Source organism: Cohnella algarum (genome assembly GCF_016937515.1).
GTDB classification, from domain to species: domain Bacteria; phylum Bacillota; class Bacilli; order Paenibacillales; family Paenibacillaceae; genus Cohnella; species Cohnella algarum.
Genome location: NZ_JAFHKM010000002.1, coordinates 3,789,369 through 3,816,361 on the forward strand (window position 1 = coordinate 3,789,369; position 26,993 = coordinate 3,816,361).

22 protein-coding genes and 1 pseudogene are annotated in these 26,993 nt (G+C 57.7%); 17 read left to right on the top strand and 6 right to left on the bottom strand.

The window, feature by feature from the left end; all coding sequences use genetic code 11:
* Positions 1–59 precede the first annotated feature (59 nt).
* The 8 genes from JW799_RS16955 to JW799_RS16990 all read left to right on the top strand — a co-directional run bounded on the left by JW799_RS16955 (position 60) and on the right by JW799_RS16990 (position 8,520).
* The gene (locus JW799_RS16955) at positions 60–371 is read left to right on the top strand and encodes a hypothetical protein (RefSeq protein WP_176220682.1); all 312 of its coding nucleotides are present in this window, start codon (positions 60–62) and stop codon (positions 369–371) included.
* Positions 368–904, top strand: a complete 537-nt coding sequence (locus JW799_RS16960) for a sigma-70 family RNA polymerase sigma factor (protein ID WP_275901469.1) — start codon at positions 368–370, stop codon at positions 902–904. The genes JW799_RS16955 and JW799_RS16960 overlap by 4 nt, the downstream gene beginning before the upstream one ends.
* On the top strand, positions 891–2,408 hold the full coding sequence (locus JW799_RS16965) for a DUF4179 domain-containing protein (RefSeq protein WP_080833995.1): 1,518 nt from the start codon (positions 891–893) through the stop codon (positions 2,406–2,408). Before JW799_RS16960 ends, JW799_RS16965 begins: the two co-directional genes overlap by 14 nt.
* Positions 2,409–2,625: 217 nt before the next feature.
* A complete protein-coding gene (locus tag JW799_RS16970) occupies positions 2,626–3,918 on the top strand; it encodes a cache domain-containing sensor histidine kinase (protein WP_176220681.1) in 1,293 nt (430 codons plus the stop codon).
* 32 nt (positions 3,919–3,950) lie between these two features.
* A complete protein-coding gene (locus JW799_RS16975; RefSeq protein WP_080833991.1) occupies positions 3,951–5,306 on the top strand; it encodes a response regulator transcription factor in 1,356 nt (451 codons plus the stop codon).
* 94 nt (positions 5,307–5,400) lie between these two features.
* The gene (locus tag JW799_RS16980) at positions 5,401–6,708 is read left to right on the top strand and encodes an ABC transporter substrate-binding protein (protein WP_080833989.1); all 1,308 of its coding nucleotides are present in this window, start codon (positions 5,401–5,403) and stop codon (positions 6,706–6,708) included.
* 88 nt (positions 6,709–6,796) lie between these two features.
* The gene (locus JW799_RS16985) at positions 6,797–7,690 is read left to right on the top strand and encodes a carbohydrate ABC transporter permease (protein WP_176220680.1); all 894 of its coding nucleotides are present in this window, start codon (positions 6,797–6,799) and stop codon (positions 7,688–7,690) included.
* 2 nt (positions 7,691–7,692) lie between these two features.
* The gene (locus tag JW799_RS16990; protein WP_176220679.1) at positions 7,693–8,520 is read left to right on the top strand and encodes a carbohydrate ABC transporter permease; all 828 of its coding nucleotides are present in this window, start codon (positions 7,693–7,695) and stop codon (positions 8,518–8,520) included.
* Between the two features lie 180 nt (positions 8,521–8,700).
* Here JW799_RS16990 and JW799_RS16995 read toward each other — a convergent pair whose 3' ends face one another.
* Positions 8,701–9,345: a GntR family transcriptional regulator gene (locus JW799_RS16995; protein WP_080833983.1), complete on the bottom strand. Its 645-nt coding sequence runs from the start codon at positions 9,343–9,345 to the stop codon at positions 8,701–8,703.
* Positions 9,346–9,724: 379 nt separating this feature from the next.
* Between JW799_RS16995 and JW799_RS17000 the strand changes: the two genes are divergently transcribed.
* From JW799_RS17000 to JW799_RS29355, 6 genes and pseudogenes are all read left to right on the top strand, one after another.
* A complete protein-coding gene (locus tag JW799_RS17000) occupies positions 9,725–10,609 on the top strand; it encodes a transporter substrate-binding domain-containing protein (protein ID WP_080833981.1) in 885 nt (294 codons plus the stop codon).
* A 21-nt stretch (positions 10,610–10,630) separates the two neighbouring features.
* Positions 10,631–11,341 (top strand): amino acid ABC transporter permease, encoded by a 711-nt coding sequence (locus JW799_RS17005; RefSeq protein WP_080833978.1) that lies wholly within the window; start codon positions 10,631–10,633, stop codon positions 11,339–11,341.
* Entirely contained in the window at positions 11,274–11,996 is a 723-nt protein-coding gene (locus JW799_RS17010) for an amino acid ABC transporter ATP-binding protein (protein ID WP_080833977.1), read from the top strand. The genes JW799_RS17005 and JW799_RS17010 overlap by 68 nt, the downstream gene beginning before the upstream one ends.
* A 132-nt stretch (positions 11,997–12,128) precedes the next feature.
* Positions 12,129–13,309 (top strand): annotated as a pseudogene (locus JW799_RS17015) (ornithine--oxo-acid transaminase).
* Positions 13,299–14,252 (top strand): arginase, encoded by a 954-nt coding sequence (rocF, locus tag JW799_RS17020; RefSeq protein WP_080833975.1) that lies wholly within the window; start codon positions 13,299–13,301, stop codon positions 14,250–14,252. Before JW799_RS17015 ends, rocF begins: the two are co-directional and overlap by 11 nt.
* A 337-nt stretch (positions 14,253–14,589) precedes the next feature.
* Positions 14,590–18,996, top strand: a complete 4,407-nt coding sequence (locus JW799_RS29355) for a M20/M25/M40 family metallo-hydrolase (RefSeq protein ID WP_080833973.1) — start codon at positions 14,590–14,592, stop codon at positions 18,994–18,996.
* A gap of 161 nt (positions 18,997–19,157) precedes the next feature.
* Here the strand turns inward: JW799_RS29355 and JW799_RS17030 are convergent, their stop codons facing one another.
* The 5 genes from JW799_RS17030 to JW799_RS17050 form a co-directional block, all read right to left on the bottom strand.
* Positions 19,158–20,126, bottom strand: coding sequence for a M15 family metallopeptidase (locus tag JW799_RS17030; protein ID WP_080835409.1), 969 nt, complete (start codon positions 20,124–20,126; stop codon positions 19,158–19,160).
* Between the two features lie 187 nt (positions 20,127–20,313).
* Positions 20,314–20,622 (bottom strand): winged helix-turn-helix transcriptional regulator, encoded by a 309-nt coding sequence (locus JW799_RS17035; protein WP_080833972.1) that lies wholly within the window; start codon positions 20,620–20,622, stop codon positions 20,314–20,316.
* Positions 20,623–20,730: 108 nt separating this feature from the next.
* A complete protein-coding gene (locus JW799_RS17040) occupies positions 20,731–21,615 on the bottom strand; it encodes an EamA family transporter (RefSeq protein WP_205430788.1) in 885 nt (294 codons plus the stop codon).
* Positions 21,616–21,790: 175 nt separating this feature from the next.
* Positions 21,791–22,606, bottom strand: a complete 816-nt coding sequence (locus JW799_RS17045; protein WP_080833968.1) for a histidinol-phosphatase — start codon at positions 22,604–22,606, stop codon at positions 21,791–21,793.
* Between the two features lie 28 nt (positions 22,607–22,634).
* Positions 22,635–23,537 (bottom strand): LysR family transcriptional regulator, encoded by a 903-nt coding sequence (locus JW799_RS17050; protein ID WP_080833966.1) that lies wholly within the window; start codon positions 23,535–23,537, stop codon positions 22,635–22,637.
* A gap of 351 nt (positions 23,538–23,888) precedes the next feature.
* On the opposite strand from JW799_RS17050, the gene JW799_RS17055 reads away from it, so the two are divergent.
* The 3 genes from JW799_RS17055 to JW799_RS17065 all read left to right on the top strand — a co-directional run bounded on the left by JW799_RS17055 (position 23,889) and on the right by JW799_RS17065 (position 26,930).
* Positions 23,889–24,347: a chemotaxis protein CheX gene (locus JW799_RS17055; protein ID WP_080833964.1), complete on the top strand. Its 459-nt coding sequence runs from the start codon at positions 23,889–23,891 to the stop codon at positions 24,345–24,347.
* Positions 24,348–24,486: 139 nt separating this feature from the next.
* Positions 24,487–25,272 (top strand): SDR family NAD(P)-dependent oxidoreductase, encoded by a 786-nt coding sequence (locus tag JW799_RS17060; protein ID WP_080835405.1) that lies wholly within the window; start codon positions 24,487–24,489, stop codon positions 25,270–25,272.
* A gap of 62 nt (positions 25,273–25,334) precedes the next feature.
* Complete coding sequence (locus tag JW799_RS17065) at positions 25,335–26,930, top strand: DEAD/DEAH box helicase (RefSeq protein WP_240353321.1); 1,596 nt, start codon at positions 25,335–25,337, stop codon at positions 26,928–26,930.
* Positions 26,931–26,993: the final 63 nt, after the last annotated feature.

Consider the following 26,993-nt stretch of genomic DNA (forward strand, 5'->3'; position numbering starts at 1 on the left):
CCGCTCAGCCGGCGGAGGATCCGTTCGGCGGGGAGATCCCCTCCTGCAGCGGGGAGCCTATGTTGGATTTTATCCATTCGAACAAGCCGGAAACGGGGAAATCTCAATCTAGAGTGGATTTTATCCAACGAGGAACTGCCAATTCGGACGAAATCTCCGAAAGGGCTTCTCCAGATTGGACAAAATCCAATGAAGCCAGCGAGAATCGCGAAAAAGCCGATTTTGGTTGGACAAAATCCAACGAAGCTCCGCCGAACCCCGCGCAATTCGGTTTATTTCGGGGCGCGCTCGGCTGCCGATTTTTTTTCGCCGGATCAAAACCGTTTGCCCCGTTCCGAAGTCTAATTAAAGAATGGAGGGAGACGGCTTGACGACGGAGGAGCTCGAAGAGCGGGTACGCGCCGCGCAGGGAGGGGACGACGACGCCCTGTACGAATTGATGCGAAGCGCCAAAACGAGGCTGTACGCGATCGCCTACGCTTACCTGCGGGATGAAACCGATGCGCTGGAAGCGATCCAGGAAACGACATGCCGCGCCTACATGAAGCTGAAAAAGTTGAAGGAGCCCCGATTTTTCCACACGTGGCTCATCCGCATTTTGATTCATTACTGTATGGACGAGCAGAAGCGCCGGCGCAAGACGCTGCCGCTTGCCCGGCTGCCGGAACCGCTGGCCGCCGAGCTGGCGATGGACGAACGCCTCACGCTGCGGGCGGCGATCGACAAGCTTGCGCCCAAATATCGGCACGTCATTATTTTGAAGTACGATCAGGATTTGACGGTGGGCGAAATCGCAAAGCTTCTGGAGAAACCGGAAGGCACGGTCAAGACATGGCTGCATAAGGCGCTGAAAGAGTTAAAGCGGATGTGCGGCCGGGAAGGAGGCGGCTATGCCGGACGATAAGCGATGGGATCGCGAGAATGGGGAAGGTTCGGCGGACAGCGCGGAAGAAAACGGGCGGCAGAATCCGGCCGATCCGACGGTTTACGTTAATGCGAGGTTAACGCCGGAGTGGACGGATAAGGCGAATTCCGCGCCCGACAGCGTCGACCGTGCCATTCTGCAAGGAATCGAGCGGGGGAAAAAGCTCAAGAGCCGGCGCGCCGGCAAGCGGAGAAAACGGATGGCGGCAAGCGCGGCTACCGTGCTGCTGGTCGCCGCCTGCCTGTTTACGATCCGCGTGTCGCCCGTTTTCGCCGCGATCGTGCGGGAAATTCCGGGGATGGAAGCGTTCGTCGATCTGATCGGAGGCTGGAACGACAAAGGGCTTGAGCTGGCGATGGACGCCGACTTGATGCAGCCGATCGGCTTGTCCGACGAGAAGAACGGCATCAAGCTGACCGTTCGGGGCATTATCGCCGACGATCAGCGGCTCGTCATTTTTTATGAAATCAGGGCCGAAGGAGAAGGGGAGCGGGTCGTTCGCCTGTTGGAGCCCAACCTGTCCCGAGCGAACGGAGAATCTCTTGAAGCGATGATCGCGTACGGTTCCCTCGACGAAAAGGAGCAGGAGGATTACGCGAAAGGAGTTCTCCGCGGCGTGATCGATGCCCAATTGCAGGAAGGTTCCGCCATGCCGGAAGAGGCGGTTTTCGCTCCGGAGGTCATCGTCGTTCCTTACGACGGTTTGCAGAAGCGTCTCGTTCGGGCCGGACTGGAGCCGACCGCGGAAGAGGATGCGGAAGGAACCCGGCTTAGCGTGAGGTTTCCGATCGATCGCGAAAAATTCGCCGGCTTGACCCGAAACTACGAACTGAACGAGACGATCGTCGCCGAAGGGCAGAAAATCACGTTCGCGAGCGCGACCGTTTCGCCATTGCGGGTTTACGTACAGCTTGATTACGAGGAATCGAACGCCAAGCGGATTACGGGACCGGGAGATATTCGGCTTCTCGACGAAAACGGCACGGAGTGGCAGTACAAGGGAGGCTTCGGGCAGGACCGGATCTATTTCGAAAGTCCCTACTACCGGCAGCCGAAGGAGCTTTACCTGGAAGGCTCCTGGTTTCGGGCGCTCGATAAGAACAAGTCGAAGCTCGTTATCGATACGGAACGGAAAAAGTTGATTCAGGCGCCGGACGAAAATGTGCAGCTTTCAGGCATATCGGAGACGGGGAACCGCTTGAATATCGGGTTGACGCTAAACAAGACATTGCCCGAGGACAACATGATTTACGGACTGCTTCTGAACGATACGTTTACGGACGCTTCCGGCGCCGAATACTCAAGCGTGAACCGCTCCGGCAGTTTCGCTTCGTTCACGTCCGGCGAGCCTTCGAAACAATCCGTCTCCTTCAACATCGAAAACGAGCTTTACGCGCAGCCGTTAACGTTCGACATTTACGATTATCCGAATTACATTTCGCAGCCTTACCGGATCCAGATCGCGGGCCCGAGCAAACCGTGATGCGTACCGCCGTGAGCCGAAGGCCTAAACGGCATTTCTCCCGCTTGACTTTGAGGCGGATCCGGTTGATCGCAAAAAAAAGCATCTCGACGGCGCGGGGCAACCGGTGGTAACATTATCCATAGTTTGTTCGATGAAAAGAGCCTGCAAGGGCTCTTTTTTGCACTGTCGACAGCCGGTCCTTATTTCAAGCGGGCCGACCGAAGGGGGAATCGCTATGCTCGCGCGGCTTCGACCGCCCGCTCCGCTGCGCTTTCGCAGCATTCAAACGAAGCTTACGTTCTGGTTCTCGCTCGTCATGCTCGTTACCATTACGTCAGTCGGCTTCGTCTATTACTGGACGATGATTCGCGAAATCAAAGCGCAGGCGCTGTTTTTGAGCGAAAATACGGTGGATCAAATGAACCGAAGCGTCGGCTTTTTTCTGGACAACGCGGAACGGCTGTCTCTGTCGATCTTCGGCGATCCGAGCGTCCAGCGCATTTTGCGCGCGAAAAGCGGCGACTCGGAAAGCGACCGGCAAAGCGACACGAACGAGATGAACTACCGCCTTCTCAGCTACGCCTCGCCCTGGAATCAGGTGCAGGGCATTTACGTTTTTTCCACGGACGGCCGCCTGTACTATGCATCCAAAGAAAAAAGCCCGCGCCTCCACTACAAGCTCGCAGAGGAGCCCTGGTACGGATTGATCGCCAACGGCGAATTGAAAGCGCTTGAAATCTGGCCGTCCGGACCGGAGACGACCGTCTTCGGCAAGTCGGAAACCGTGTTTTCGCTCATTCGCCCGATCAACGATTTTCCGGTTCCGAGCGTGCTCGGCTATCTCAAAATCGACATCAAGGCCCAAAGCCTCGACTATGCCCTCGGCCAGGAAGAATCCGGCTTGCGGTCGTTTTCGCATTTTTATATCGCGGACCGGAACGGCCACGTCATCTACGATGCTGAAGGCGCCGCGACCGGCCGCGCGATGCCGGAGCTTGCGGCGTATGCCGGCGCCGGGCTTCGTTCCGGGGAAACGGAGTGGGCCGGGGAGCGCTCGCTGTTTGTCACCCGCCCGGTGAACGGGGCCGATTGGCAGATGGTTGCGTTCGTTCCGTACGACAGCGTTGTCGGCAAAATCAAGCAAACGCGCAACGTTACGCTGCTGATCGCCGCGGCGGCGCTGCTGGCCGTCATCGTCGTCTCCTACATGATCTCGACCGGCATTACCCGGCCGCTGCGGCTGCTCATGCGGAACATGCAGAAGGTGGAGATGGGGAATTTCAAGGTGCGGTTAAGGCCCGAACGGAACGACGAGGTGGGGCACCTCGGCCAAATGTTCAATGAGATGGTCCAAAACCTGGACGTGCTGATCAAGGAGGCGTACGAATCGAAGCTCCGCGAAAAGGATACCCGGCTGCTGGCGCTACAGGCGCAAATCAACCCGCACTTTTTGTTCAACACGCTCAACATGATCAAGGCGATCGGCCGCAAGCGCGAAGCGCCGGAAATCGTCGGCGTCGTGCGCTGAGAAAGGCGGCCGAGTGCCCCCCGGACGTCGTCGTGACCGATATCCGGATGCCGGGGCTCGACGGGCTGGAAACGATCGAGCGGCTGCTGGCGTCGGACGAAGGCGTCGTTTGCCTCATCCTGAGCGGATATGACGAATTTCAATATGCCCGAACGGGCCTGCGGCTTGGCGTCAAGGATTTTTTGCTGAAGCCGGTTCCGACGGAAACGCTGCTCGCCAGCGCGGAGCAGGCGCTGCGCGAGCGGGAGGAACGATTGCGTTTCCGGAGACGGAGCGAAGACGCCGCCTGGGTGGACGCGATGACGGGGGCTTCTTCCCCCGCCGAGCGAAGCCGGCTGCTCCCGGAAGGCAGCTGGAGCACGCTGTGGCTGCTGCTGGAAAATTGGGACGGCCCGCGCGCATGGCCGGACCGCGACATCCGGGAGCTGGAAGCGGAGGCTGCCGCGCTCGCGGGCGGCTCGGCGCGCCTGCTTCGCGTGGAGCCGCGGCTGCTCGCGGCGGTTTGGCCGGCGGCGGAGAAGGGGAAAGCGCAGGCCGCGCGGACGGCGGCGGAGCTCCACCGGCGGGCCGGACGGACCGGGACGGCGCACGGGGCGTTCGTCGCGGAGCGGGGGAACGGCGATGTGCTGCGGCCCGCCTACTTGCGCGCCATGAAGATGCTGGAGGAGACGCTTGCGATCGGCCATCCGACGTTTGCGGGGGCCGGGGGCGAGGGAACGCAAGCCGCGAGCGACTGGAGCGGCTTCTGGGACGCGGCTCGGCTGATCGAAGCGTATGTGCGGAACGGAAGCCGGGCCGAAACGAGCAAGGGAATCGACAAGCTGCTGAAGGCGCTGCACGAGCGGAAGGCGACGGCGCGCGAGGCGAAGACCCAACTGGTGAATTTGTTTTATGCGCTTCAATACAACTTGGCTTCGACCGCTTCGAACGCGGGCGTTGCCCAGGCCATGGATACGGAATCGCTGAACGGCCCTTTGCGCCGCGCCGTCCGATATGCGGAGCTGAAGCCCTGGCTGGAGGGATGGATTTCGACGCTGATGGAGCGGGAGGGCGGGCGGCCGACGGCCGACACGCGCCATCTGGTGCAGCAATTGATCGGGCAAGTAAAGCTTCATTACGGAGAAGGCTTGTCGCTGCAGGAGTTCGCCTCCCGCCATCACATCAGCGTCGGGCACATGTCCCGCCTGTTCAAAAACGAGACGGGCGTCTCTTTTTCCGATTATTTGACGGATTTCCGGCTGGAGAAGGCGCGAAGCCTGCTGCTCGAGGATCGGCTTAGCCTGAGCGAGATCGGCGCCATGGTCGGCTACGAGGACCCGAAATATTTCAGCCAGCTGTTCAAGAAAAAATACGGCGCATCCCCGAACAAATGGCGCATGGAAAAATAATCCCCCCCAATACGCAAAATCGTCCGCATTCAAGGGGGAGCGGAAGCGCTTATAATGAGCAGCGGAAGCCAAATTCAAGGAGGTACGAACCGCTATGCAAATCAGAAAAAAAGGGGCCGGTCTCCTGGCGCTGGCGCTCGGGTTCGCGCTCGTTGCAAGCGCTTGCGGATCGAACGGAGAAGGCGGAGCTTCGCCGTCCGCGGCGGGCGGAAGCCCGTCTTCGTCCGCATCGGGAAAAACGGAAACGGTTACGCTGAAAGCGTATACGACCTCGGGCAGCGAAAAGGAAGCGCTCGACCAGTTGAACCAGAAGTTCAGCGAAGAGAATCCGAACATCAAAATCGAGCTGGAGGTCGCCCCGGAGGATCAATATTCGACGGTCATCAAAACGCGTCTCGCGGCCGGCGACGCGCCGGATTTGTTCACCGTCTGGCCGGGAAAAAAGAAGGATCCGTTCGCGAGCGCCGGCTACCTGCTGGACCTATCCGGGGAAAGCTGGGTATCGAGGCTGCCGGACTCGGCCAAATCGGTCGCTTCCTATGACGGCAAAGTTTACGGCATGCCGGCGGATCAGCACGTCATCGGCGTCATTTACAATAAGGCGCTGTTCAAGGAACTGAATCTGGAAATCCCCAAAACGTGGGAGCAATTTCTCGATACGGCGAAAAAGATCAAGGACGCGGGCAAAATTCTGCTTGCGGTCGGCTTCAAGGACCTGTGGATTACGCAGCTGATCGCGTATCCGATGATCGCGAATTCGATTTACGCGAATACGCCGGACTTCGACCGGCAAATGTACGACGGCAAGGCGACGTTCGCGGACTCCGCGTGGAAGCAAACGATGGAGGATTACGTGGCGCTCAAGGAATACTTCAACGACGGCCTGATGGGCACGACCTACGACCAGACGGCGCAGCTGATCGCTTCCGGGCAAGCGGCGATGGTCGTCAACGGTTCGTTCATGATTCCGAACCTGCGGGCGCTGAAGGAAGACCTGGACCTGGGCATGTTCCCGCTCCCGTATACGGACGGCAGCAAGGAAGCGTGGATTTCCGTCGGCCCGGGCGCGTTCTGGGCGGTCAACGCGAAGACGGCTTACCCCGAAGAGGCGAAAACCTATTTGGAATTCATGTCCCGGCCGGAAAACAACCGGATCTGGCTGAACGGCAAAAAAGCGTTCCCGGTGTTTACGGACGCCTCGGTCGAGCTCGACCCCGCCCTCAAGGATATGGAGCCGTACATGAGCGGCGGCACCTACCCGTTTTTGGACATCAACTGGCCGGCTGGCGTTCAGGATACGCTGTTCACGGAAATCCAGAGCGTGTTCTCCGGAGGGGAGAGCATCGACGGCATGCTGAAGAAGCTGGACGAAGCCTTCCAGCGAAACAAGGATAAGGTCTAAAGAGAGAACGGAATAGGCGAAGGACAGCGGCGCAGGAATCCGCCGGACGCGGCGCGGCGCTGTCCTTTTCGGGATGGAGGGCGACCGTATGGCAAGTCGAAAAAGAACGGGCAAGCTCGCGTTCAAAGCCTCGGACCTGCTGTTTCTGCTGCCGGGCTTGCTCGTTTACACGATTTTTCTCAGTTATCCTGCGCTTAGCAGCTTCTACTACAGCATGACCGACTGGAACGGGCTGTCGCCGGAATTGTCGTTTATCGGATTGGACAACTTCCGGCGCTTGTGGGCGGACGACGCCTTCTGGCGCACGCTGCGCAACACGCTCGCGTTCGCGCTCGGACTCGTCGTTTTTTTGAACCTTATCGCCTTTTTGGCCGCCCTGGCGCTGGACGGAAACGGACGGATCCGCAAGACGCTTCGCGTGCTCTTCCTGATCCCGACCCTGCTCAGCGGCTTGTCGATCGGCTATATGTGGAGCTATATGTACTCCCCGATTTTCGGGGTCATCAATTCGGCGCTCGACGCGGTCGGACTCGGCGCGCTCAAGCAGGACTGGCTCGGAGATCCGAAGCTGGCGTTGCCGAGCGTCATCTTCGCGCATATGTGGCAGTGGACCGGCTTTCATATGATTATTTTTCTCGGGGCGCTGCAAAGCGTGTCCAAGGAGCTTCTCGAAGCGGCGGAAATCGACGGCGCGGGTCCGTGGAAGCGGCTGCTGAACGTCACCGTTCCCCAGGTGCGGCCGGCGTTTACGGTCAGCGTCATTCTGGCGACGATCGGAGGGCTTAAAGTGTTCGACACGATCATGATCATGACGCAGGGCGGGCCGGGCGGCGCGACCGATTCGCTCAGCACGCTTCTGTACCGGATGGCGTTCAATTTCAACGACATGGGCTACGCTTCGGCCATCGGGCTCGTCATGCTGGCCTTCATCATGCTGATTTCATACGCGCAGCTTCGCGTGCTGCGGGCGGGAGGCGAATGACGATGACCGCAAAAGGCTGGATAGGCGGAGTCCGCCTCGTTTTTTTGGCAATTTGGTCGGTCGTCGTGCTGGTGCCGCTCTGGATGCTGCTGTCGATCGCCTTCAAGACGCCGTCGGAGTTTCTCGAAAATCCGTTCGGCTTGCCGGCCTCGATCCGGCTCGACAATTTCGTCTCCTCCTGGACGCAGGCCTCGCTCGGCCTTGCGCTCGGCAACAGCCTGCTCGTCACCGCGATCTCCCTCGCGGCGCTCGTGCTGTTCGGCTCCGCGGCGGCTTACGCGCTGGCGCGCGGCAGCTCCCGGATCCACCGGGCGCTGTATGCATACTTTTTGCTCGGCTTGATGGTGCCGTTCCAGATCGCCATGATCCCGCTGTACAAAGTTTTCCGGACGTTCGAACTGATCAACAAAATTCCGGGAGGCGCCCTCGCTTACGTGGCGGTGACGATTCCGTTCGTCGTCTTCCTGTTTTTCGAATTCGTCCGCGCGCTGCCGGCCGATCTGGAGGAGGCGGCGTCCATCGACGGCTGCGGGCGCGTCCGCGCGTTCGCGCTGATCGTGTTTCCGCTGCTGAAGCCGGTTACGGCGACGGTCGTCATCACGAACTGCATCAGCATCTGGAACGACTTCATGGTTCCTCTGCTGTTTTTGCAGAAGTCGTCGGTCCGCACGATCCCGATCGCCATCTATTCCTTTACCGGCGAGTACAACAACCAATGGCCGCTCATTTTCGCCGGCGTCGTCATCTCTTCCCTGCCGATGGTCATCGCCTTCCTGCTGCTGCAAAAGCAGTTCATCAAGGGGATGGTCAGCGGCGCGGTCAAAGGGTGAGCGGCGGGCCCCCGGATTTCCCGGACCCGTTATCCGTGCGAATTGAACTCCCTCGGGTTCTTTCCGAAGGGAGTTTTTTTCGTTTCATTCGCTATAGGCGCTTTGTCGGCGCCGTTCAGGGGAAATAAAAAGACGCCCCGGGACACGCGGCCAGACAAATGGCCGCGATGTCGGCGCGTCTTACAGCATTTCCGAGTCGATGATTCGCCAATGGTATTTCAGCAAGGCGTCGAGGGCGTCTTTATCCTTCGCGCGAAAATGTTCGAGAATTTGGTGGTGCTCGTTGTTCACTTCTTGAAGAACCCTGGCCATCCGTTCCTTGTCTTCGCTTAGGTAGGACTGGCGGATAAAGCTGTTCTTGAGCAGATGCAGCGTTTCGATCAGCGTAGGGTTATCGCATTTTTGGATATAGACTTCATGGAAGCGGTATTGATCGTTGTAATAATGAGAAAAGTCGCCGCGCCGGATGTCCTCGTCGATCTTGACGGCAATGGCGGTCATTTCGGCCATATCCGCATCGGCGAGATGCTCGATCGCCAACGAGGCGGCCAATGCTTCCAAAGAGCCGATGATTTGGGAGACGTCGAGTTTTTTCTTGGCATCGAGCGGTTTTACGATAAAACCTCTTCTGGGAATATACTCAAGCAGATTGTCCGAGGTCAGTTGAAACAGCGCTTCGCGGGTCGGCGTCCGGCTGATGTCCAGCTTTTTGCAGATTTCGGCTTCGTTTATTTTCTGGTTCGGCAGAAGGGCCCCGTCCTGGATTTTATTAACGATATAGTTATAGACATGGTCCTTCAAGGATTGATATCTAGGAGCCTGCAAACAGTTCCCCCCTTAAGCCGATATGCGGCATGTTGTCCAGCTTTCGGCCCGCTTTAAACGGCGGGAAACCGAAAGGGAACCGACAAGTCGCTTTCCGTTCGTCTTTTGCCCCAGCAAACAGGCAAAATCAATCATGATAAATTCTAACATCGGCATTGCATATTTTCAAGAAAGGAGTTTCGATCATGAATGTTATGTTTATTGACGTTAATTAGTAGGCAATTGCATGAATTGCATATTTCTGTTGTCGTAGCCGAGAATGGATGTTATAATATTTCACATACATAATAATTATATTGTGTATTGTATATTGTATACAAATTTGAGGATCGAAAGGATCATCTCAAAAAAACGGGATCGAATGGGAGAGATGGAAAAGATGAACAAGATGAAAAAGTTGCTCCTCACGGGCATCGTATCCGTAATGGCGATCGGCGGCCTCGCCGCCTGCGGCAACGGCAACAACAATTCGGGAGGCAGCTCGTCCGCGGCTCCGTCGGCCTCGGCGACTTCTCCGTCTACCGCGAGCGCCTCCCCCGCGGAGAGTTCGGCTCCCGCTTCCGAGGCCGCCTCCAAAATCGTGCTCGGAACGAGCGCGGACTACGCCCCGTTTGAATTCCACAAGCTGATCGACGGCAAGGACACGATCGTCGGCTTCGATATCGAGATCGCCAAGGAGATCGCCAATGATCTGGGCGCGGAGCTGGAAATCCAGGACTCCGATTTTGACGGATTGCTGCTGGCGCTGGATACGGGGAAAGTGGACTTTGTCATTTCCGGCATGAATCCGACCGAGGATCGCAAACAGCAGGTCGATTTTTCGGACATTTACTATAATGCATCGCAAGGCGTACTCGTCAAAAAAGAGGCCGCCGATCAGTTCAAGACGCCGGCGGATCTGGAAGGCAAGAAGATCGGCGTGCAAAAGGGTTCCATCCAGGAAGGATTGGCCCAGGAAATCGAAGGCGCAACGCTCACCTCGCTCGCTAAAATCCCGGAGCTCGTCATGGAGCTGACGACCGGACGGGTGGACGCGATTATTCTCGAGCGGCCGGTTGCGGACCAATATGCGAGAACGCAGGCGGACACCGTCGTGTCGGATGTCGTCATCGAACAGCCTCCGGAAGAAACGGGCTTTGCGATCGCCGTCAAAAAAGGCAACACGGAGCTGCTTGACAGCATTAACGCCACGCTGAAACGCCTGATCGAGAACGGAGACATCGAACGCTTCGTCGTGGAAGCAAACGAACTGGCAGGAGAATAACGATCGGATGGAGCGGCGGTAATGGATTTTTCTTTCCTTCAGGACTATTGGCCCATGTTCGCGAAGGGGGCGTGGATGACGCTGAAGCTGTCGTTCTTCGGCGTTCTTCTCGGCACGCTGTTCGGCGTCCTCTTCGCGCTCATGCGCATTTCGCGGATCTGGATTCTTAAAGCGGTCGCCTCGATTTATATCGAGGTGATTCGGGGAACTCCTCTCTTGGTGCAAATTCTGGTCATCTATTACGGTCTTACCGAATTCGGCATCAACATGTCGGCTTTCATGGCCGGGGTAACGGCTCTTACGATCAACAGCGCCGCTTACATGGCGGAAGTGTTCCGGGCGGGAATTCAAGCGATCGACAAAGGACAGACGGAGGCGGCCCGCTCCCTCGGCATGCCCAAAGGCATGACGATGCGGTATATCGTGCTGCCCCAGGCTTTTCGCAATATGCTTCCCGCAATCGGCAACGAATTCATCATTATTCTAAAAGACTCCTCGCTCGTTTCTACGGTCGGAATCGCGGAATTGCTCTACAATGCACGCACTCTGCAAGGTTCGTTGTTTTTGCCCTTTGAACCGTTAATCGTCGTGTCCGTCTGTTATTTTGTCATGACTTTTACGCTATCGAAACTGCTCGGCGCGCTGGAGAGGAAGTTGAGTAACCGTGATTCAAGTTCAGGGATTAAAAAAATCTTTCGGAAAAAACGAGATTCTGAAAGGCATCGACTATGAGATCCGCGGCGGCGAGGTTGTCGTCATTATCGGACCGAGCGGCTCCGGAAAGAGTACCTTTCTGCGTTGCTTGAACCGTCTCGAGGAGCCGACCGCCGGCGTTATCCGGTTTCGCGGCCGCGAGGTAACGGGCAAGCAGTCGGATTTGAACGAAATTCGCCAGAAAATGGGCATGGTGTTTCAGCATTTCAACCTGTTTCCCCACATGAAAGTGATCGACAATCTTACGTTGGCCCCGCGAAAGCTGAAAAAGATGAAGCCGGCCGAAGCCGAGAGCGTCGCGCTCGATTTGCTGCGCGCGGTCGGGCTGGAGAACAAGAAAGATGTTTATCCCGACAGCCTGTCGGGCGGCCAGAAGCAGCGGATCGCCATTGCGCGAGCGCTCGCGATGCAGCCGGACGTGATTTTGTTCGACGAGCCCACGTCGGCCCTCGATCCCGAGATGGTCGGCGAAGTGCTGGACGTCATGAAAGGCTTGGCCGAGCGGGGCATGACGATGGTCATCGTTACGCACGAAATGGGATTCGCGCGCGAGGTCGGCGACCGGCTGCTGTTCATGGACGGCGGTCTCATCGTGGAAGAGGGCGAGCCGAAGGCCGTATTCGCCGATCCCGCCCACGCGAGGACAAAGGAGTTTTTGTCCAAGATTTTGTAGCTCGAAAAATGGGTTCGGAAAACGGCCGGGAACGCGCACCCCGGCAAAGGCGATCTCATACTCTACATTGTATATTGTATACAAATCAAGGCGCGCAAAAGGAAGTGTTCCCGCTTGATATCGCAAACGCAAATGATGGAGAAGTCGGAACGGTACGGCGCCCGCAATTATCATCCGCTGCCCGTCGTCGTCGCCAGGGCGGAAAGGGTTTGGGTGGAGGATCCCGAAGGGAACCGTTACATGGACATGCTTAGCGCTTATTCCGCCCTGAATCAAGGGCATCGTCATCCGAAAATCATAAGGGCGCTCAAGGAGCAAGCCGACCGGGTGACGCTGACTTCCCGCGCCTTCCACAACGAAGCTCTGGGCAGCTTTTGCGAGAAGCTCGCCGCATATGCCGGAAAACCGAAAATTTTGACGATGAACACGGGAGCGGAAGCGGTGGAGACGGCAATCAAGGCCGTTCGGCGTTGGGCTTACCGCATCAAGGGCGTCCCCGCCGGGAAGGCGGACGTTATCGTTTGCGCCGGCAATTTTCACGGAAGAACGATAACGGCGACGTCCTTTTCTTCGACGGAAGAATACAAACGGGATTTCGGACCGTTTACGCCGGGCTTCACCGTCGTGCCCTACGGCGATCTTGCGGCGTTGGAACAAGCGATGACGCCGAATACGGCGGCTTTTCTCGTCGAGCCGATCCAGGGCGAAGCGGGCATCGTGATTCCGCCGGACGGATATCTCGCGGCCGCCTACGAGCTCTGCTCAAGCCGCAACGTTCTGTTCGTCGCGGATGAAATCCAGACGGGCTTCGGACGAACCGGCCGCAAGTTCGCCTGCGACTGGGAGGGCGTCGTCCCCGATGTGCTCGTGATGGGCAAAGCGCTCGGCGGCGGCGTCATGCCGATTTCCGCCGTAGCGGCGAACGACGAAATCATGGGCGTTTTCGAGCCCGGGTCGCATGGCTCCACCTTCGGCGGCAACCCGCTTGCCTGCGCGGTCGCGACCGCCGCCCTGGAAGTGACGGAGGAGGAAGGGCTGGCTGAACGGTCGGAGCGGCTGGGGAATTTTTTTATCGAACGGTTAAGGGAGTTGCGCAGCGAGAACATCCGCGAAGTCCGGGGACGGGGGCTGTTTATCGGAGTGGAGCTGTACGGCGAGGCGCGTCCCTATTGCGAGAAGCTGATGGCTCGCGGCTTGCTGTGCAAGGAAACCCACGAAACGACCATTCGCTTTGCTCCCCCCTCGTCATCGAACAGCAAGAGATCGAATGGGCTTTGGAAAAAATCCGGGAGGTGCTGAGCGATGGCGATTGAAAAAACGGCGGCAAGCGATCCGTCCGCATGGGCCGGCACGGACGCCCGGGAGAAAAAAGTCCGTCTTATACGCGTGCCGTTTTGGCTGGGAGGAGGCCGTTCGGGCGTCGAGTTCGGACCGGAAAGCATCATGAAAGCCGGTTTGCTGGCGCAATTGAAAACGATCGGCATTCGGCTCGTCGGCGACAGCGAGGTCGAATGTCCGAGACATCCGCTGCAGGAAGCGGGAGAAGGCAAGGTGAAATATTTGCCCGAGGTGCGCGAAATGAGCCGGCAGGTCAGCGAACACGTGTCTAAAGCCGTCTCCGCGAATTTTTTCCCGCTTATTCTCGGCGGGGATCACAGCATCTCCATCGGCTCGCTTGCCGGGCTGACGCAGCATCGCCGCAATCTCGGCGTCATCTGGTTCGACGCTCATTGCGATATCAATACGGAGGAAACGACCCCCTCCGGCAACATGCACGGCATGCCTCTCGCCGTTGCCCTCGGCAAGTCCAGGTTCAAGCTGTCCGATATTCCGAACGCTTCGCTGATCGGCAAGGAGAAGCTTGTCATTGTCGGGGCGAGGGATATCGACGAAGGCGAAAAGGAACTGATCCGCTCGGAAGGCATCGCCTGTTTCACGATGCACGATATCGACCGTTTCGGCATGAGGGCCGTCGTCGAGAAAGCGATAGCCATCGCCTGCGAGGGAACGGACGGCGTTCATGTAAGCTTCGATATGGATTGCCTCGATCCGCTCGAAGCGCCCGGGGTGGGAACGCCGGTTCCGGGAGGAATCAATTACCGGGAGGCGCATTTTGCGATGGAAATGCTGGCCGAAACCGGTCGGGTGACGTCGATGGATCTGGTGGAGGTGAATGCCGTCCTGGATTACAATCGGCGAACGTCCCGATTGGGCGTGGAGCTGATCGCTTCCTTGCTCGGCAAACGAATTTTGTGACAAGCGCAGCCTCAAGCCCGCAGCAGCGGGGGAGCGGCGGCTGGATTTTTTATGGAACATTCATGATGGAAGCCGGCGAACAAAGGAGCATTTTGACGAAAGTTCTTAATAAATAAGATATGGATACGCAAGTTATTGTTGAAATGTAAAGTCGATGTTATACTACCTAACAAAATATAATATACAAAATATAGTATATGGTATTTTGTATATTATATACATAGACAAGCGCAGATGACGGGATTTGGAGGGATGAAGGATGACATAGATGGGTTTTGCAGCTGGAGAACGTCTTCTAATCTATCATTCGTCGTCATAATAAAAAAGGAGGAACACCATGTTCAAGAAGAAGGCGACCAACAAACTGGTTTCCCTGCTGATGGCGCTCCTGCTGCTGTTCTCCGCGGCAGCTCCGACGGTCTTCGCAGAGGAAACGAACGGAACGGAGGCAAGTTCCGTTGCCGAGTCCGTCTATGCGACGGAAACCGGCGAATCGGAAATTTCGCTTGCCGCCCAGGCGGAAACCTCGCTGCTGCCCGGTTCCCCGGGGTATTTGGCTTACGAGTTCCTGGAATATTTGTCTTCGACAATCGGCACGCGCGTCGCCGGCAGCGTCCAGGACGTCTACGCCCGGGATTATATCGCGGAGCAATTTGCCGCGATGGGGTTGGACGTTGCGAGACAGGATTTCAGCTACACCCGTTCGGGCACGACGGTGCAAACGCAGAATATTGTCGCAACGAAGCCCGGCGCTTCCCCTAAAGTCCTGATTGTCGGAGCGCATTTCGATTCCGTCAGCGCCGGAAAGGGAACGGACGACAACGCTTCGGGCGTAGCCGTCATGCTCGAGACGGCGAAAAACGTAGCGCAGCTGCCGACGCCGTACACGGTCAAGTTCGTCGCATTCGGGGCCGAGGAGCAAGGCTTGCGCGGGTCGAATTATTACGTTTCCCAGATGAGCGACGAGGACAAGAAAAACACGGTCGCCATGATCAATCTTGACAGCCTGGCCGTCGGCGATCACATGTATATTTACGGCGGGGCCGGCGAGCAAGGCTTCGTGCGCGATCAGGGGCTTGCCATTGCGGAGCGCCTCGGCTTGAACCTTCAAACGAACCCGGGGATCAATCCCGATTATCCGGCCGGAACGACGGGAGACTGGAGCGACCATGCCCCGTTCAAAAGAGCCGGCATCCCTTATGGCTACCTTGAAGCAACCAACTGGACGCTGGGGGATTTGGACGGGTACACGCAAACCGAGCAGGACGGGGAAATTTGGCATACGCCCAAGGATAATCTCGAGTACATTTCCGCCAACTATCCCGGACGAATCGAAGAGCGGTTAAGCACGTTTACGCAAGTTTTGACCCATCTCGTGCTGGAGCTCGAGGTTCCGGTTCAGGAACTGCAAGTAAGCACCGACAAGGCGTCCATGACCGAAAAACGGACCATCGACGTCGAATTCCAACTGCTCAACGCCTCGACCTTGAACGATTTGCAATGGACGTTCGGAGGCAAGCCGCTGTCGGAATGGAAAAGCTGGAGCACCTCTCCCTCTCCCGCCGGCTATAACGGAGCTCCATTCATTTATTTGGAGGAGCCGCCGACCGTTAACGGAACGACGGTAACCGCGAAGGTCACCTTCGACTTGGTCTACGGGACAAGCAATCTGTCCGGATCCTTCCGTTCCCGGTATCCGGCGCTCATCGGAACGTACGATCTGGCCGTGCTTGACGGCGCAGGGGAAACGATCGCCAAAGCCCCCGTCAAGCTGAACGTATACGACGATTACCATACGTACGACGAGATCAAGCCGGCGATCGACGCCATTGCCGAAAGCCCCGACCGGGTGGACGGACGGTATGCGGAGTACAAAGTCATCGGCAAGTCCGGCCAGGGCCGCGATATCCACTTCTCGATCGTGGCCAGGGACAAAGCATCGGTCGACCAGTATTTGAACGAAACGATGCCGATGATGCTCAATAACCCGGAAGCCCTTCAGGAGAAAGTAAAAAGCGGTTCGCTCGGCGACTATAAAGTGCCGATCTGGATCAACAATATCCATCCCGACGAAGCGCCGGGCGTGGACGCCATCATTACGATGTTCGATACGCTGCTTACCGATGAATACGTAACGTACGAAACGACGGACGCTTCCGGCACTCCGCAAACGGTTGTGCTGGACATCGACAAGGCGCTCGACAACGTCATTTTCCTGCTCGATTATACGGAAAACCCGGACGGACGCTATTTGAACACCCGCGCGAATGCGGCCGGATTCGACCTCAACCGGGATAACTCCTATCAGACGCAGCCGGAAACGCAACAGGTGATGGAAGAGCTCGCCAAGTGGACGCCGCTCAGCTTCCTGGATCTGCACGGTTTTGTCGGCGAATTCCTGATCGAGCCATGCACGCCGCCGCACGATCCCAATTTCGAATACGACCTGCTGATCGACAACATGCTGGAGCAGGCGAACGCGATGGGCCGGGCCGGGGTGGCCAACACGAAGTACGATTCCTATTTGATTCCGTACGAAGAGCATCAAAGGGGAACGGATTCCGGCTATGCAACCGGCTGGGACGACGCTTCCCCGGCTTATACCGCCGTATTCGCCATGCACCACGGCGCGCTGGGTCACACGATCGAAATTCCGGAGCTGAACCAGGATTCCGCGGATGCCCTATATTACACGCTTCTGGCCGCGACGAATTACGTCGTGGAAAATAAGGACAAGCTTTTCCTGAATCAGCTTGAAGTGTTCAAGCGGGGCATCGAAAACGAAGACAACCGTAACGTCGACCAATATCTGATCAACGCTTCCGACGAAGTAATCGGTCGCCCGAGAGGCGAGCACGAAAACTTCTTCCCGGAATATTACGTCCTCCCGGTTAACTCCGAGCTGCAGAAGAATCCCGTGGAGGTTTATAAAATGGTGCAGTACCTGCTTCGAAACGGAGTCAAGGTCGAACAAACGATCGAGCCCGTCGCGTTGGAGGGCGTTCCCTATCCGGCCGGTACCTATGTCGTCAACATGCATCAGGCGAAACGCGGGTTTGCGAACCTTGTGCTGTACGACGGGATCGACGTTTCCGATTTTTCGGCGATGTATTCGGACATCATTCAGGATTTTCCGGTAATGAGAGGCTTTGATCTCGTCGCGGTTCGTCAATCGGGCGTATTTTCGGGAAGGACGAGCCAGGTGAACGCCGTATCCGTTCCGGAAACGTCTTTCCCCGGCAACTCGACGCATTACATTATCCGCAACAACGGCAACGCGGCCATTCAAGCGGTCAACGAATTGATCGCGGCCGGCAAATCCGTTACGCTTCTGAGCGAGGGCGGGGAAGGATACGAAAAGGGCGACTTCCTCGTATCCTATGCGAACTTGAAGGGTCTGAAAGCGAAATATTTGCTGACTCTCGTTCCGTTTCCGGATGACGGAGGCAAAGAAGGCAAAGTGCTGAAGGCGCCCGTCGTGGGCACTTCCGACCGGGTAACCGATTTCGTGCTCAGACAGCTCGGATTCACCGTTTCCTCCGACGCGTCTGCAAGCGGCGTATTGGTCAATTCGGTCAACAAGAACGAAATTCTGGCCGGCAAGCCGTACGTCGGCTTCGGCAGAACGGGCATGAACGCCTTGAGGAACAACAGTCTGCTGACGGAGGAAGGATTCGCCTTCACCTCCCAAAGCTCGTACGAAGGGCTGTACAAAGCCGTTTTCGCCCAGGACAACGTCATCACGGCGCCATACGCGGAAACCGATTATTTGTACACGAACACCGGCTCATACATTACCTCTTTGCCGGAAGGCGCAATCGAACTGGCGCGGATCGGAGACGGCGAAGATTTCTTCAAGGCCGGCTGGTGGCCGACCCGCGACAATGCGAAAGGACAATATGCAGGCTTCCTGTATAAGCAAAACGGCCTTAACATTACCGTATTCGCTTCCGATTCCTTGAACAAGGATCATCCGCAAGCCCAGTTCCGCCTGCTGGCCAATGCCATCTACGCCGCGGCTCCGGAGCTTGGGGAAAACGAAACGATGGACGACGGCGTGACGGAACGCCCGTACAATTATAATCCGATTCCGACGAATCCGGGCACGCCGACGAGTCCGGAAACGCCTGCGGATCCGGAAGCGCCGGCCGAGCCGGAAACGCCGACCGACCCCGGAACGCCTGAGCCGCCCGAGTTCAACGATCTGGACTCCGTGCCTTGGGCCGCGGACGCCATCTTGGAACTTGCGGCCAAAGGCATCGTGAACGGAGTCGGCGACGGCACCTTCGCGCCTCAACGCGAAGTCACCCGCGCCGAATTCCTGGCGATGCTGATTCGGGCATTCGATCTGCTGGACGAAGAGGCAACCGTATCGTTCGGCGACGTGAGCTCGTCTTCGTGGAGCTATCCGTATATCGCCTCGGCGGTCAAGCTCGGCCTGGTTCAAGGGGTAGGCGGAGGCAAGTTCGATCCGGCCCGTCCGATTACCCGCGAGGAAATAACCGTAATGGCGGCCAACGTCCTGAAGTTTGTCGCCGGCGCGCAAACAGCCGACGGCGAAGCCGCGCTGAGCAAGTTCAAGGACGGCGGCAGCATCGCTTCCTTCGCCAAAGAAGCCGTCGCGCTTCTGACGGAGAACGGCGTCATTACCGGCGTCGGCGCGGACCTGTTCCTGCCGAAAGGCGTGGCAAGCAGAGCCCAGGCTGCCGTCGTGATCAGCCGACTGCTGAACCTGAAGCTGTAAAGTCCCGAAAGCGGCCCGCGGGCTCGATAGGCGGCCGGCAGCGAATAATAGGGAAAAATAAAGAAACGGCGGCGCTTGGGAGCTTTCCCGGCGCCGCCGTTTCATTTGAACAGATATTTTGAAGCTTTGCGGGCCGGAAATCCGGCCGTTCGGTCTGCTTCTCAGGACGCCGATACTTCGACCGCTCCCGAAAATTGCTCCATATATTGCTCCAGCGTAACGCCTTGCTCCATGACGTCCCGAGCGATTTCCTTGCCGACGTAACGGATATGCCAAGGCTCGTACGTGTAGCCCGTAATATCCTCCGTGCCTTTCAAATACCGGATAATAAAGCCGTAATCCGCGGCATGCTCCTTCAGCCACTGGCCTTCCTTCGTGTCGCCGAACGATGTTTCCAGCGCGTAGCCGGCGCTTTTGCTGGATACGTCCATCGCGAGCCCCGTTTGATGCTCGCTCTGGCCGGGCTTCGCGCTTGTCCGGTTCGCGACTTCCTCGCCTTTCTGCTCGGCGTTGCGCTCGAAGATCGATTTTTGCGTCGCGTACGAGCGATATCCGGATACGGCTTTAAGCTCGATGCCGTCCGCCTCCGCTCCCGCGAACAGCTCCTCCAGCGCTTCGGCCGCCGGCTTGCGAAGCTTCTTCTTCGGCGAATCGCCGGAGAACGAAAACGCGACGTCCGGAACGACGAGGTCGTCCGGCACGTAGTCCGACGGCAGGTTTCGCTTTTTGTTGACGAGCACGAGGAGGCTGGATTCGTTGGTTACGACCGCCAGGCCGTCGTTTCCGGTCGCGATCGTCGCGTCCGGCGCGTTCTCGCGGAGCATAGCTTCGACGGCCTCCGAGAGCGAGCCGCCTGCGGACGTTTGCGTATCGCCGTCCGAGCCGGCTTGTCCGCCGCCGGCTTGTTCTTCCCCGGCCGTAGCGCCGGATCCCGGGGAAGCCGCCGGCCCTTCCGTCGCCGCGCCGTCAGCCGTTCCCGACGGAGCCGCCGAACCTCCGGTTTGCGCCGGCTTGGAAGACGGCGCCGTTTCCGAAACGCTTCCCCATACGTTCCATTTGCCGTATTCGGACGCTCCCCAAATGCCGGCGGCCACGACCACCGCGAGAATGCCCCATTGTCTAAGTTTCATTAAATTCGCCTCCAAAGAAATGACGACCAAGCGACCGTACAAGTTGCATGCATGTGTCGAATGATAGCCGAAAAAAGCGAAAAAGAAAAGGGCCGAATAGCGCAATTCCTGCCAGTTTGGCCGAAACGGCGGAATTTGAAACAACAAAGCCCGAGAGCCGCTTCGTTTCGGCTTCGGGCTTATCCGCTTATATCCATTTCTCGGCCCAGATTTGGATCGAGTTGGTCACGTCTTCAAGGTCTTGACCCTTTTCGGTTAATTCATACTCGATTCGCACGGGCATTTCGGGATAAACGGTTCGTTTGACGATTCCGAGCGATTCCAGCTCCTTCATGCGGTCGGTCAGCATTTTGTCGCTCATATCGGGGATTTGTTCCTTGATATCCTTGAACCGTTTCGGACCTCCCATCAGTACGCGAATGATGAGCCCCGTCCACTTCTTGCCGAGCAATTCCGCGGCGGCTTCGTACTTGGGGCACATTTTGGAGTAGTCCATCCGAATCCCCCCTCTCTTTAGGCATTATAGCATATCCATCACCGAAAAGAAAGAAGATACAATACAACGAATATTAACTTAACAAAAGTTAGTAAATGCCGATCGGAATTAAATCCGAACGAGCGCGAGGCCTGCCATCAAAAGCAAAAAGGCGACGCGCTGGAGGGGACCGAGCTTTTCCTTGAAAATCAGCAACGAGCCCAGCGCGACGACGAGGCTGTTCGTGGCGAAAATCGGCGCGACGAGGTGGGAGGGGCCTGCCAGCAGAGCGGCCGAATACAATTGCAAGCCTCCGTACGAGCCTATTCCCGCCGCCAGCCCCCATGCAAGTCCCGTCCGAACGGAGGATGAGCCGAAAGACGCGGCGGCGCTTCGGCCTGCGGAGCTCCGTCTCGAACCTGCGGCCGTCGCGGCGGCAAACCAGAGAAACGACAGCAAGTACCCCGACCATAGCACGGACGCATTGTCGAGTCCCATTTCCGCCGTTACCTTGAGCCCTCCGTTGCGGAACGCGAACAAAAGCGTGGCCGCGATCACGAGCGCGAACCAGCGCTTGCCGGCTTCGGCGCTCGCTGCTCCGGGCTTTACGGACAGCAAGACGACGGCGGCAAGCAAGGAAACGACGCCGGCGATGCCGGCCAAGCTTACGGCTTCTTCGTAAAAGAAGGCGCCCATCGCGACGACAAGAACGATGTTGCTGTTGGTAAGAGGCGAAGTGAGACTGGCGGGGCCGCAATCCAGCGCCTTCATGAACAGCAGGTTTCCCCAGGCCGAACCCAGCCCGATGACGGCGCCGGCGATCCATATGCGGTAATCGAACGGGGTCCAACCGCCGGAACCGGCGGCTTGAAGCCAAAAGCCGCAAGTGCCGGAAGCGTACAAGCCAAGCAGCATGGCGGTCGTCGAGCCCCGCCGCATTTGACTGACCTTCATGAACAACCCGGCCAACCCGAACACGAGCGCGCTGCCTACGGCAAGCGTAAACCACCACACGACAAGATCACCTTTCCGGGTTGCGATTCACTTTCGATAGGAGCTTTGTCATACAAATGAAATGTGACTGTTACGATTTTGTCGTATTCCGGGGCTATAATGAACCTCAAGACCCCCTTTTTCATTTCTTGACGAGCCTGTCTGCCTGGACGGGTTCTTTTTTTTGGGAATAAGGTTACAGAGCGACGACGACTTTGCTTTTTTGACGATAATAGACCCAGCGGGAAAACCCGATTTCCTTGAGCCGCTTGCGGACTTCCTCCCATTCGTCCCCGACCCGCTTCGGCACGTGGGCGTCCGAACCGAACGTAACGTCGACCCCGAAATGCAGCGCCCGTTCCAAAATTTCGTCGGAAGGATACCAGCCGCCGCAATCCTTCGTCTTTCCGCTTGTGTTGATTTCGATGGCGATATCGTGCTCGGCGACGGCTTTCAGCGCCTCGTCGATTTCCTTTTTCGCGCCGGGAATTTCGGAAAATACCGGGTAGTAGCCTTTCATCGCGTCGATATGGCCGAGCGCCTGGAACAGGCCGCTTTTGGCCGAGTGGCGGATGAGTTCGTAGTAGTGGCGTTTTTCCTCCGTTTTTCGCGCTTCGTCCAGGTTCTTCCAGCGGTTTCGGTTAAAAATGCTGACGCCCCTCGTTTGGTGCACCGAGCCGATAATATAGTCGAACGGGTAGGGGGCGTAGCTCGAGCGATACAAGTCGATCTGATCGGGATAAAAGTCCGACTCCACGCCGAGCAGCACTTCGATTTTTCCTTCGTATCGTTTTTTGAGCTCCAGCACTTCCTTGACGTAGTTCGGGAATTCGCTTTTGGCCATGCAAATGCCGGGCTGGGGGTGATCTTCCTCTCTTGCGAAATAAGGCGAATGGTCGGAAATTCCGATGGCCGAAAGACCGGCTTCAATCGCCGCTTCGATGTAATCCTCGATAGTGCCCTCGGCGTGGCCGCAGCGGTAATGGTGGGTGTGCAGATCGAATTTTTCCATCCGAATTCCTCCTTGAAATGAGCGCTTGTTATTCGCTGCCGATAAATTGATCTTCCGGCATGCCCTTCAAATCGCTAATAAATTGCCGCATCGCGCTGTTCATGTAACGACCCGATTTCGTGATGACCCCGACCGGGTGGGTGGCGTCGAATTCCCGCACCGCGATCATCTTCAGGCTTCCCCGCTTCAATTCGGCGGCGATGGAAAGCTTGGAGACGACGGCGGCGCCGAGGTTGAGCTCGGCCATCCGCTTCACTTCCTCGCTGCTGCCGAGCTCCATCACGACGTTCGGCTGAATATGGTATGCGCCGAAAACCCGGTCGACAAACCTGCGGCCTTGCGTGTCCGGGGAGAGCAGAATCATCGGCACGTCCTTCAGCATGCCCACGTTGATGACGTCGAAGGATGCGAGCGGATGATCCGGAGAGACGACGAGCTCGAACGTATCGTAGTAGAGCGTCGACGTTTCCACTTGCGCGCTTCGCTCCGACAAGTAGCCGATTCCGACGTCGATCGTCCCGTTTTCCACGCTCGCAAGCACTTGAGACGAGGGCATGGACATAATCGTCGTCTTGATCAGCGGAAACTGGTTTTGAAAATAAGAAAGGACGCGGGGCAAAATTTGGATGGCGATCGAGGCGGTCGTGCCGAGCACGATATGCCCTTGGGGAATATGGTCGAGATCGGCGAGCTTCTGCTTCAGCTCCTCGACGATGGCCAGTATTCGCTCCGCATGCTCCAGAAAAACTTTGCCCCGGTCCGTCAGCGCGACCGGATGGTTGCGGTCAACCAGCACGACCTTGAATTCGTCTTCCAGGCTTTTGATTTGCGCGGAAACGGCGGGCTGCGTCAGATTGAGCCATTCACCGGCTTTCCGAAAGCTTAGCGTTTTGGAAATCGTAAGCATCGTTTCCAGCTGGCTGATGTTCAATGGAAGCGCCTCCCTAAATTTAAATTATTTATCAGGTTAATAAAGAGGCATAAAATCCTTTTGTCAACAAACCTATTATAGGCCATTTGTGCCTGACCTGCAAAACCGTTCCAACTGTACAATCGAAGGGTTAGGGTTCGAAGCGCGAATAGGGATAAACGACTATTTTTGCATATTCATCCATTTGTCTTCGACAATATTCATGCGGGTTCGAGCCGATTTTCGTCCATGCGGACTATTTTTTCCCGAATAAGAGTATACTTGTCCAATTGATTACAGTATAATAAAGGAAATCGTATCGGACCTAAGCAGGATGTCGGGCAAACGAGATGAGGGGCGGCGTTCAAACTTATGAAGGCAGAATTCATCAACCCATTTTTGGAATCCGCGAGCAATGTCATCGAACAGATGGTACAAATTCGGCCTAGCACCGGCCAGCTTACGTTGAAGGACATTCAGTTGATCGACCACCACGTATGGATTCATATCGGGATGACGGGCCAGGTTAACGGCAATATTGTATTCGGATTAAGCGAAGCGGTCGCGTTGCGGATGATTTCGGCGATGATGGGCGGATTCGTCATAACGGAAATCGACGAAATGGGGAAAAGCGCCATCTCCGAACTCGGCAACATGATCAGCGGGAACGCGAGCACGCTTCTGTTCAACCAGGGCGTGCGGGTGGACATCACGCCGCCTCGCGTTCTGCAGTCCGACGCCGTGCGGGATTTTTCGCCGGGCCGGGCGTTGACGGTGCCGCTTATTATGGACGGGATCGGCGAATTGGAAATTCAGGTTTTGATCGCTTGACGGCATTTTCGGAGAGATGGCTTCAAGGCGATTGTCGCGCCCTTCGGGGCTATTTTTTTTTGCTTTCGGGAAGCGCGATTACCGGATGGCGGCCCGATTGGTGTATGATGGAAAGAAGAACGTTCCGGGAGTGATCCGAATGGTGAGACAATCGCTTGAAGGGCGCGTCGTATGGATTACCGGCGCGTCGAGCGGCATCGGCGCGCTGACCGCCCGCAAGCTTGCGGAAAAAGGCGCGATCCCCGTGCTGACCGCGAGGTCCGCGGACAAGCTGTCCGACGTTTCCGCTTCGATCCGAAGCGAGCATGCGGCGTTCCCGCTGGACGTGACCGACCCGGAGGCGGTTAGCGCCGCGGCCGAGCGGGTTTGGGAGCGGTTCGGACGCATGGACATTTTGCTCAACAATGCCGGCTACGGCGAATTCGTGCCGTTTGACGAAGCGACGCTGTCCCATTTCCAGAATATGATGGACGTCAATTATATGGGGGCCGTCCGGTGCGTCAAAGCGGCCCTTCCTTATATGCGAAAAGCCGGCGGAGGGCATATTGTAAACGTCGCCTCGATCGCCGGGAAGCTCGGAACGGCCAAGTCGACCGCTTACACCGCCTCGAAGCATGCGCTGCTCGGATTTACGTCCGCGCTTCGGCAAGAGCTGAGCGGGGAAGGCATCGCCGTGTCGGCCGTCAATCCGGGGCCGATCGACACGCCGTTTTTTCAGCGCGCCGATCCCGGCGGCACCTATGTCAGCAATGTCCGGTGGTTTATGATGAAGCCGGAAAAAGTGGCCAACGCGATCATAAGCGTAATGGAAAGCAGGAGGGCGGAGAAGGATTTGCCGCTGCTCGGATCGGCCGGGGCCCGGATCGTCCAGCTGTTTCCGGGATGGACGAGCGGCATCGTCGCTCGCCTGACGAATAAGAAATGACCGCCGCCGCCCGGCTCCATGACCGGGCGGAAGCGGTTCAACGCGATGAAGGAGCAAACGAAATGAACGAAAAGGAAATGCCTTTTAACGAACCTCGGGCCGGCGAAGCGGAAAAGCGGGAAGCCCGTTCGGCGTCTTCGCTGGGCATCGATTCGAGACTGGCCGATAAACTGGCCGAGGCGGGCATCGCGGAGCCGACGGAAGTCCAGGCGGAAGCATGGCCGCCGCTGCTTGCCGGGCGGGACGCCGTGCTGCGCTCGCCGACGGGTTCCGGCAAGACGCTTGCATACTTGCTGCCGCTGCTGCAGCGGCTCGACCCGGACAGACGCGAGACGCAAGCGATCGTGCTGGCGCCGACCCAGGAATTGGCGATGCAAATCGTGCGCGTCGCCGAACATTACGGAGAGCCGCTCGGCATCAAGACGGTCGCCCTGATCGGCGGCGCCGCGCTGTCGCGTCAACTGGAACGGATGAAAAACCGTCCCGCGCTCGTCGTCGGAACGCCGGGCCGGGTACGGGAAATCGTCCTGCGCAAAAAGCTCCCGCTGCCGGCGGTGCGCATGGTCGTCGTCGACGAGACGGATCGCGTTTTTTCGCTCGGAGGCAAAAAAGACGTGGAGGCGATCCTGCACGGAACGTCGAGGGAACGACAAACGGTATTCGTTTCCGCCACCCGGACGGAAGCGATGCGGGAAGCGGAAAGCCGATGGCTGAAGGAGCCGTTCGTCGCGGAGGCGGCGAACAACGGTACGGCTGCGGGACTTCCGGACACGATCGGACATTGGGTTTTCGTCTGCGATCGCCGGGACAAGATCGATACGGTGCGCCGGATCGCAAGATCCGTCAAGCCGTCCTCCGCCATGATCTTCGTCAACGATACGGAGAAAATCGCCGAGCTGGTCGCCAAGCTGAAATACGAAGGCTTTACGGTGGAAGCCCTATACGGCGACACGGGCGGAAACGACCGCAGCGAAGCGCTGCGCAAGTTCCGGGAGGGCCGCACGAAGCTGCTCGTCGCGACCGATGTGGCCGCGAGGGGGCTCGACATTCCGTCGTTGCCGCTCGTCATTCAATTCGAGCCGGCTCTCGATGCCGACCATTATGTCCACCGCGCGGGACGGACCGGCCGGATGGGACGGTCGGGCGTTTCGGTTACGCTCGTTTCGCCGCAGGAAAGATTCATTATCGGCAAGCTTGCGAAGAAGCTCGGCGTCGATTTCGAGGAAAAGGCGCTGCGCGAGGGGCAAGTGATCGGGGCGGGCGAAGCCGAACGCAAACGCGCGCCGGCGAAACAAGCGGATCGTCCGCGCAACAACGAAGCGAACGTCCGGCCGCGCAACGAAGCCGCCTTCTCCGGCAAAGGCGAGAAGGCGGCCCCGGCTCGTGAAGCGAGCAGGGGGAGCGGCTTTTCGGGCGGCAGGGCGAACGGGAAAGCGGATGGCACGATGAAAGGCAAAGCGGCTAGCATGATGAACGGCAAGGCAACGGACGGCAGCATGCACGGCAAGCCGGACAGCGCTCCGCCGAAGCCGAAGCCGGCCCGCGCGCCGTCCGGCCCGGCGAAAGCCAAGACCGATCGGGCAAAGAAGAATAAAGACAAAGGCGCGCCGCGCTGGCTGAAGGAAAAGCGGGAGCAGTCCCGGCCTCCGGCGGAATAAATCCCGGTTTTTCGCAGGCCCGATTCGGGTTCGGAAGGCATCGGGATACGACAATAGTACCGC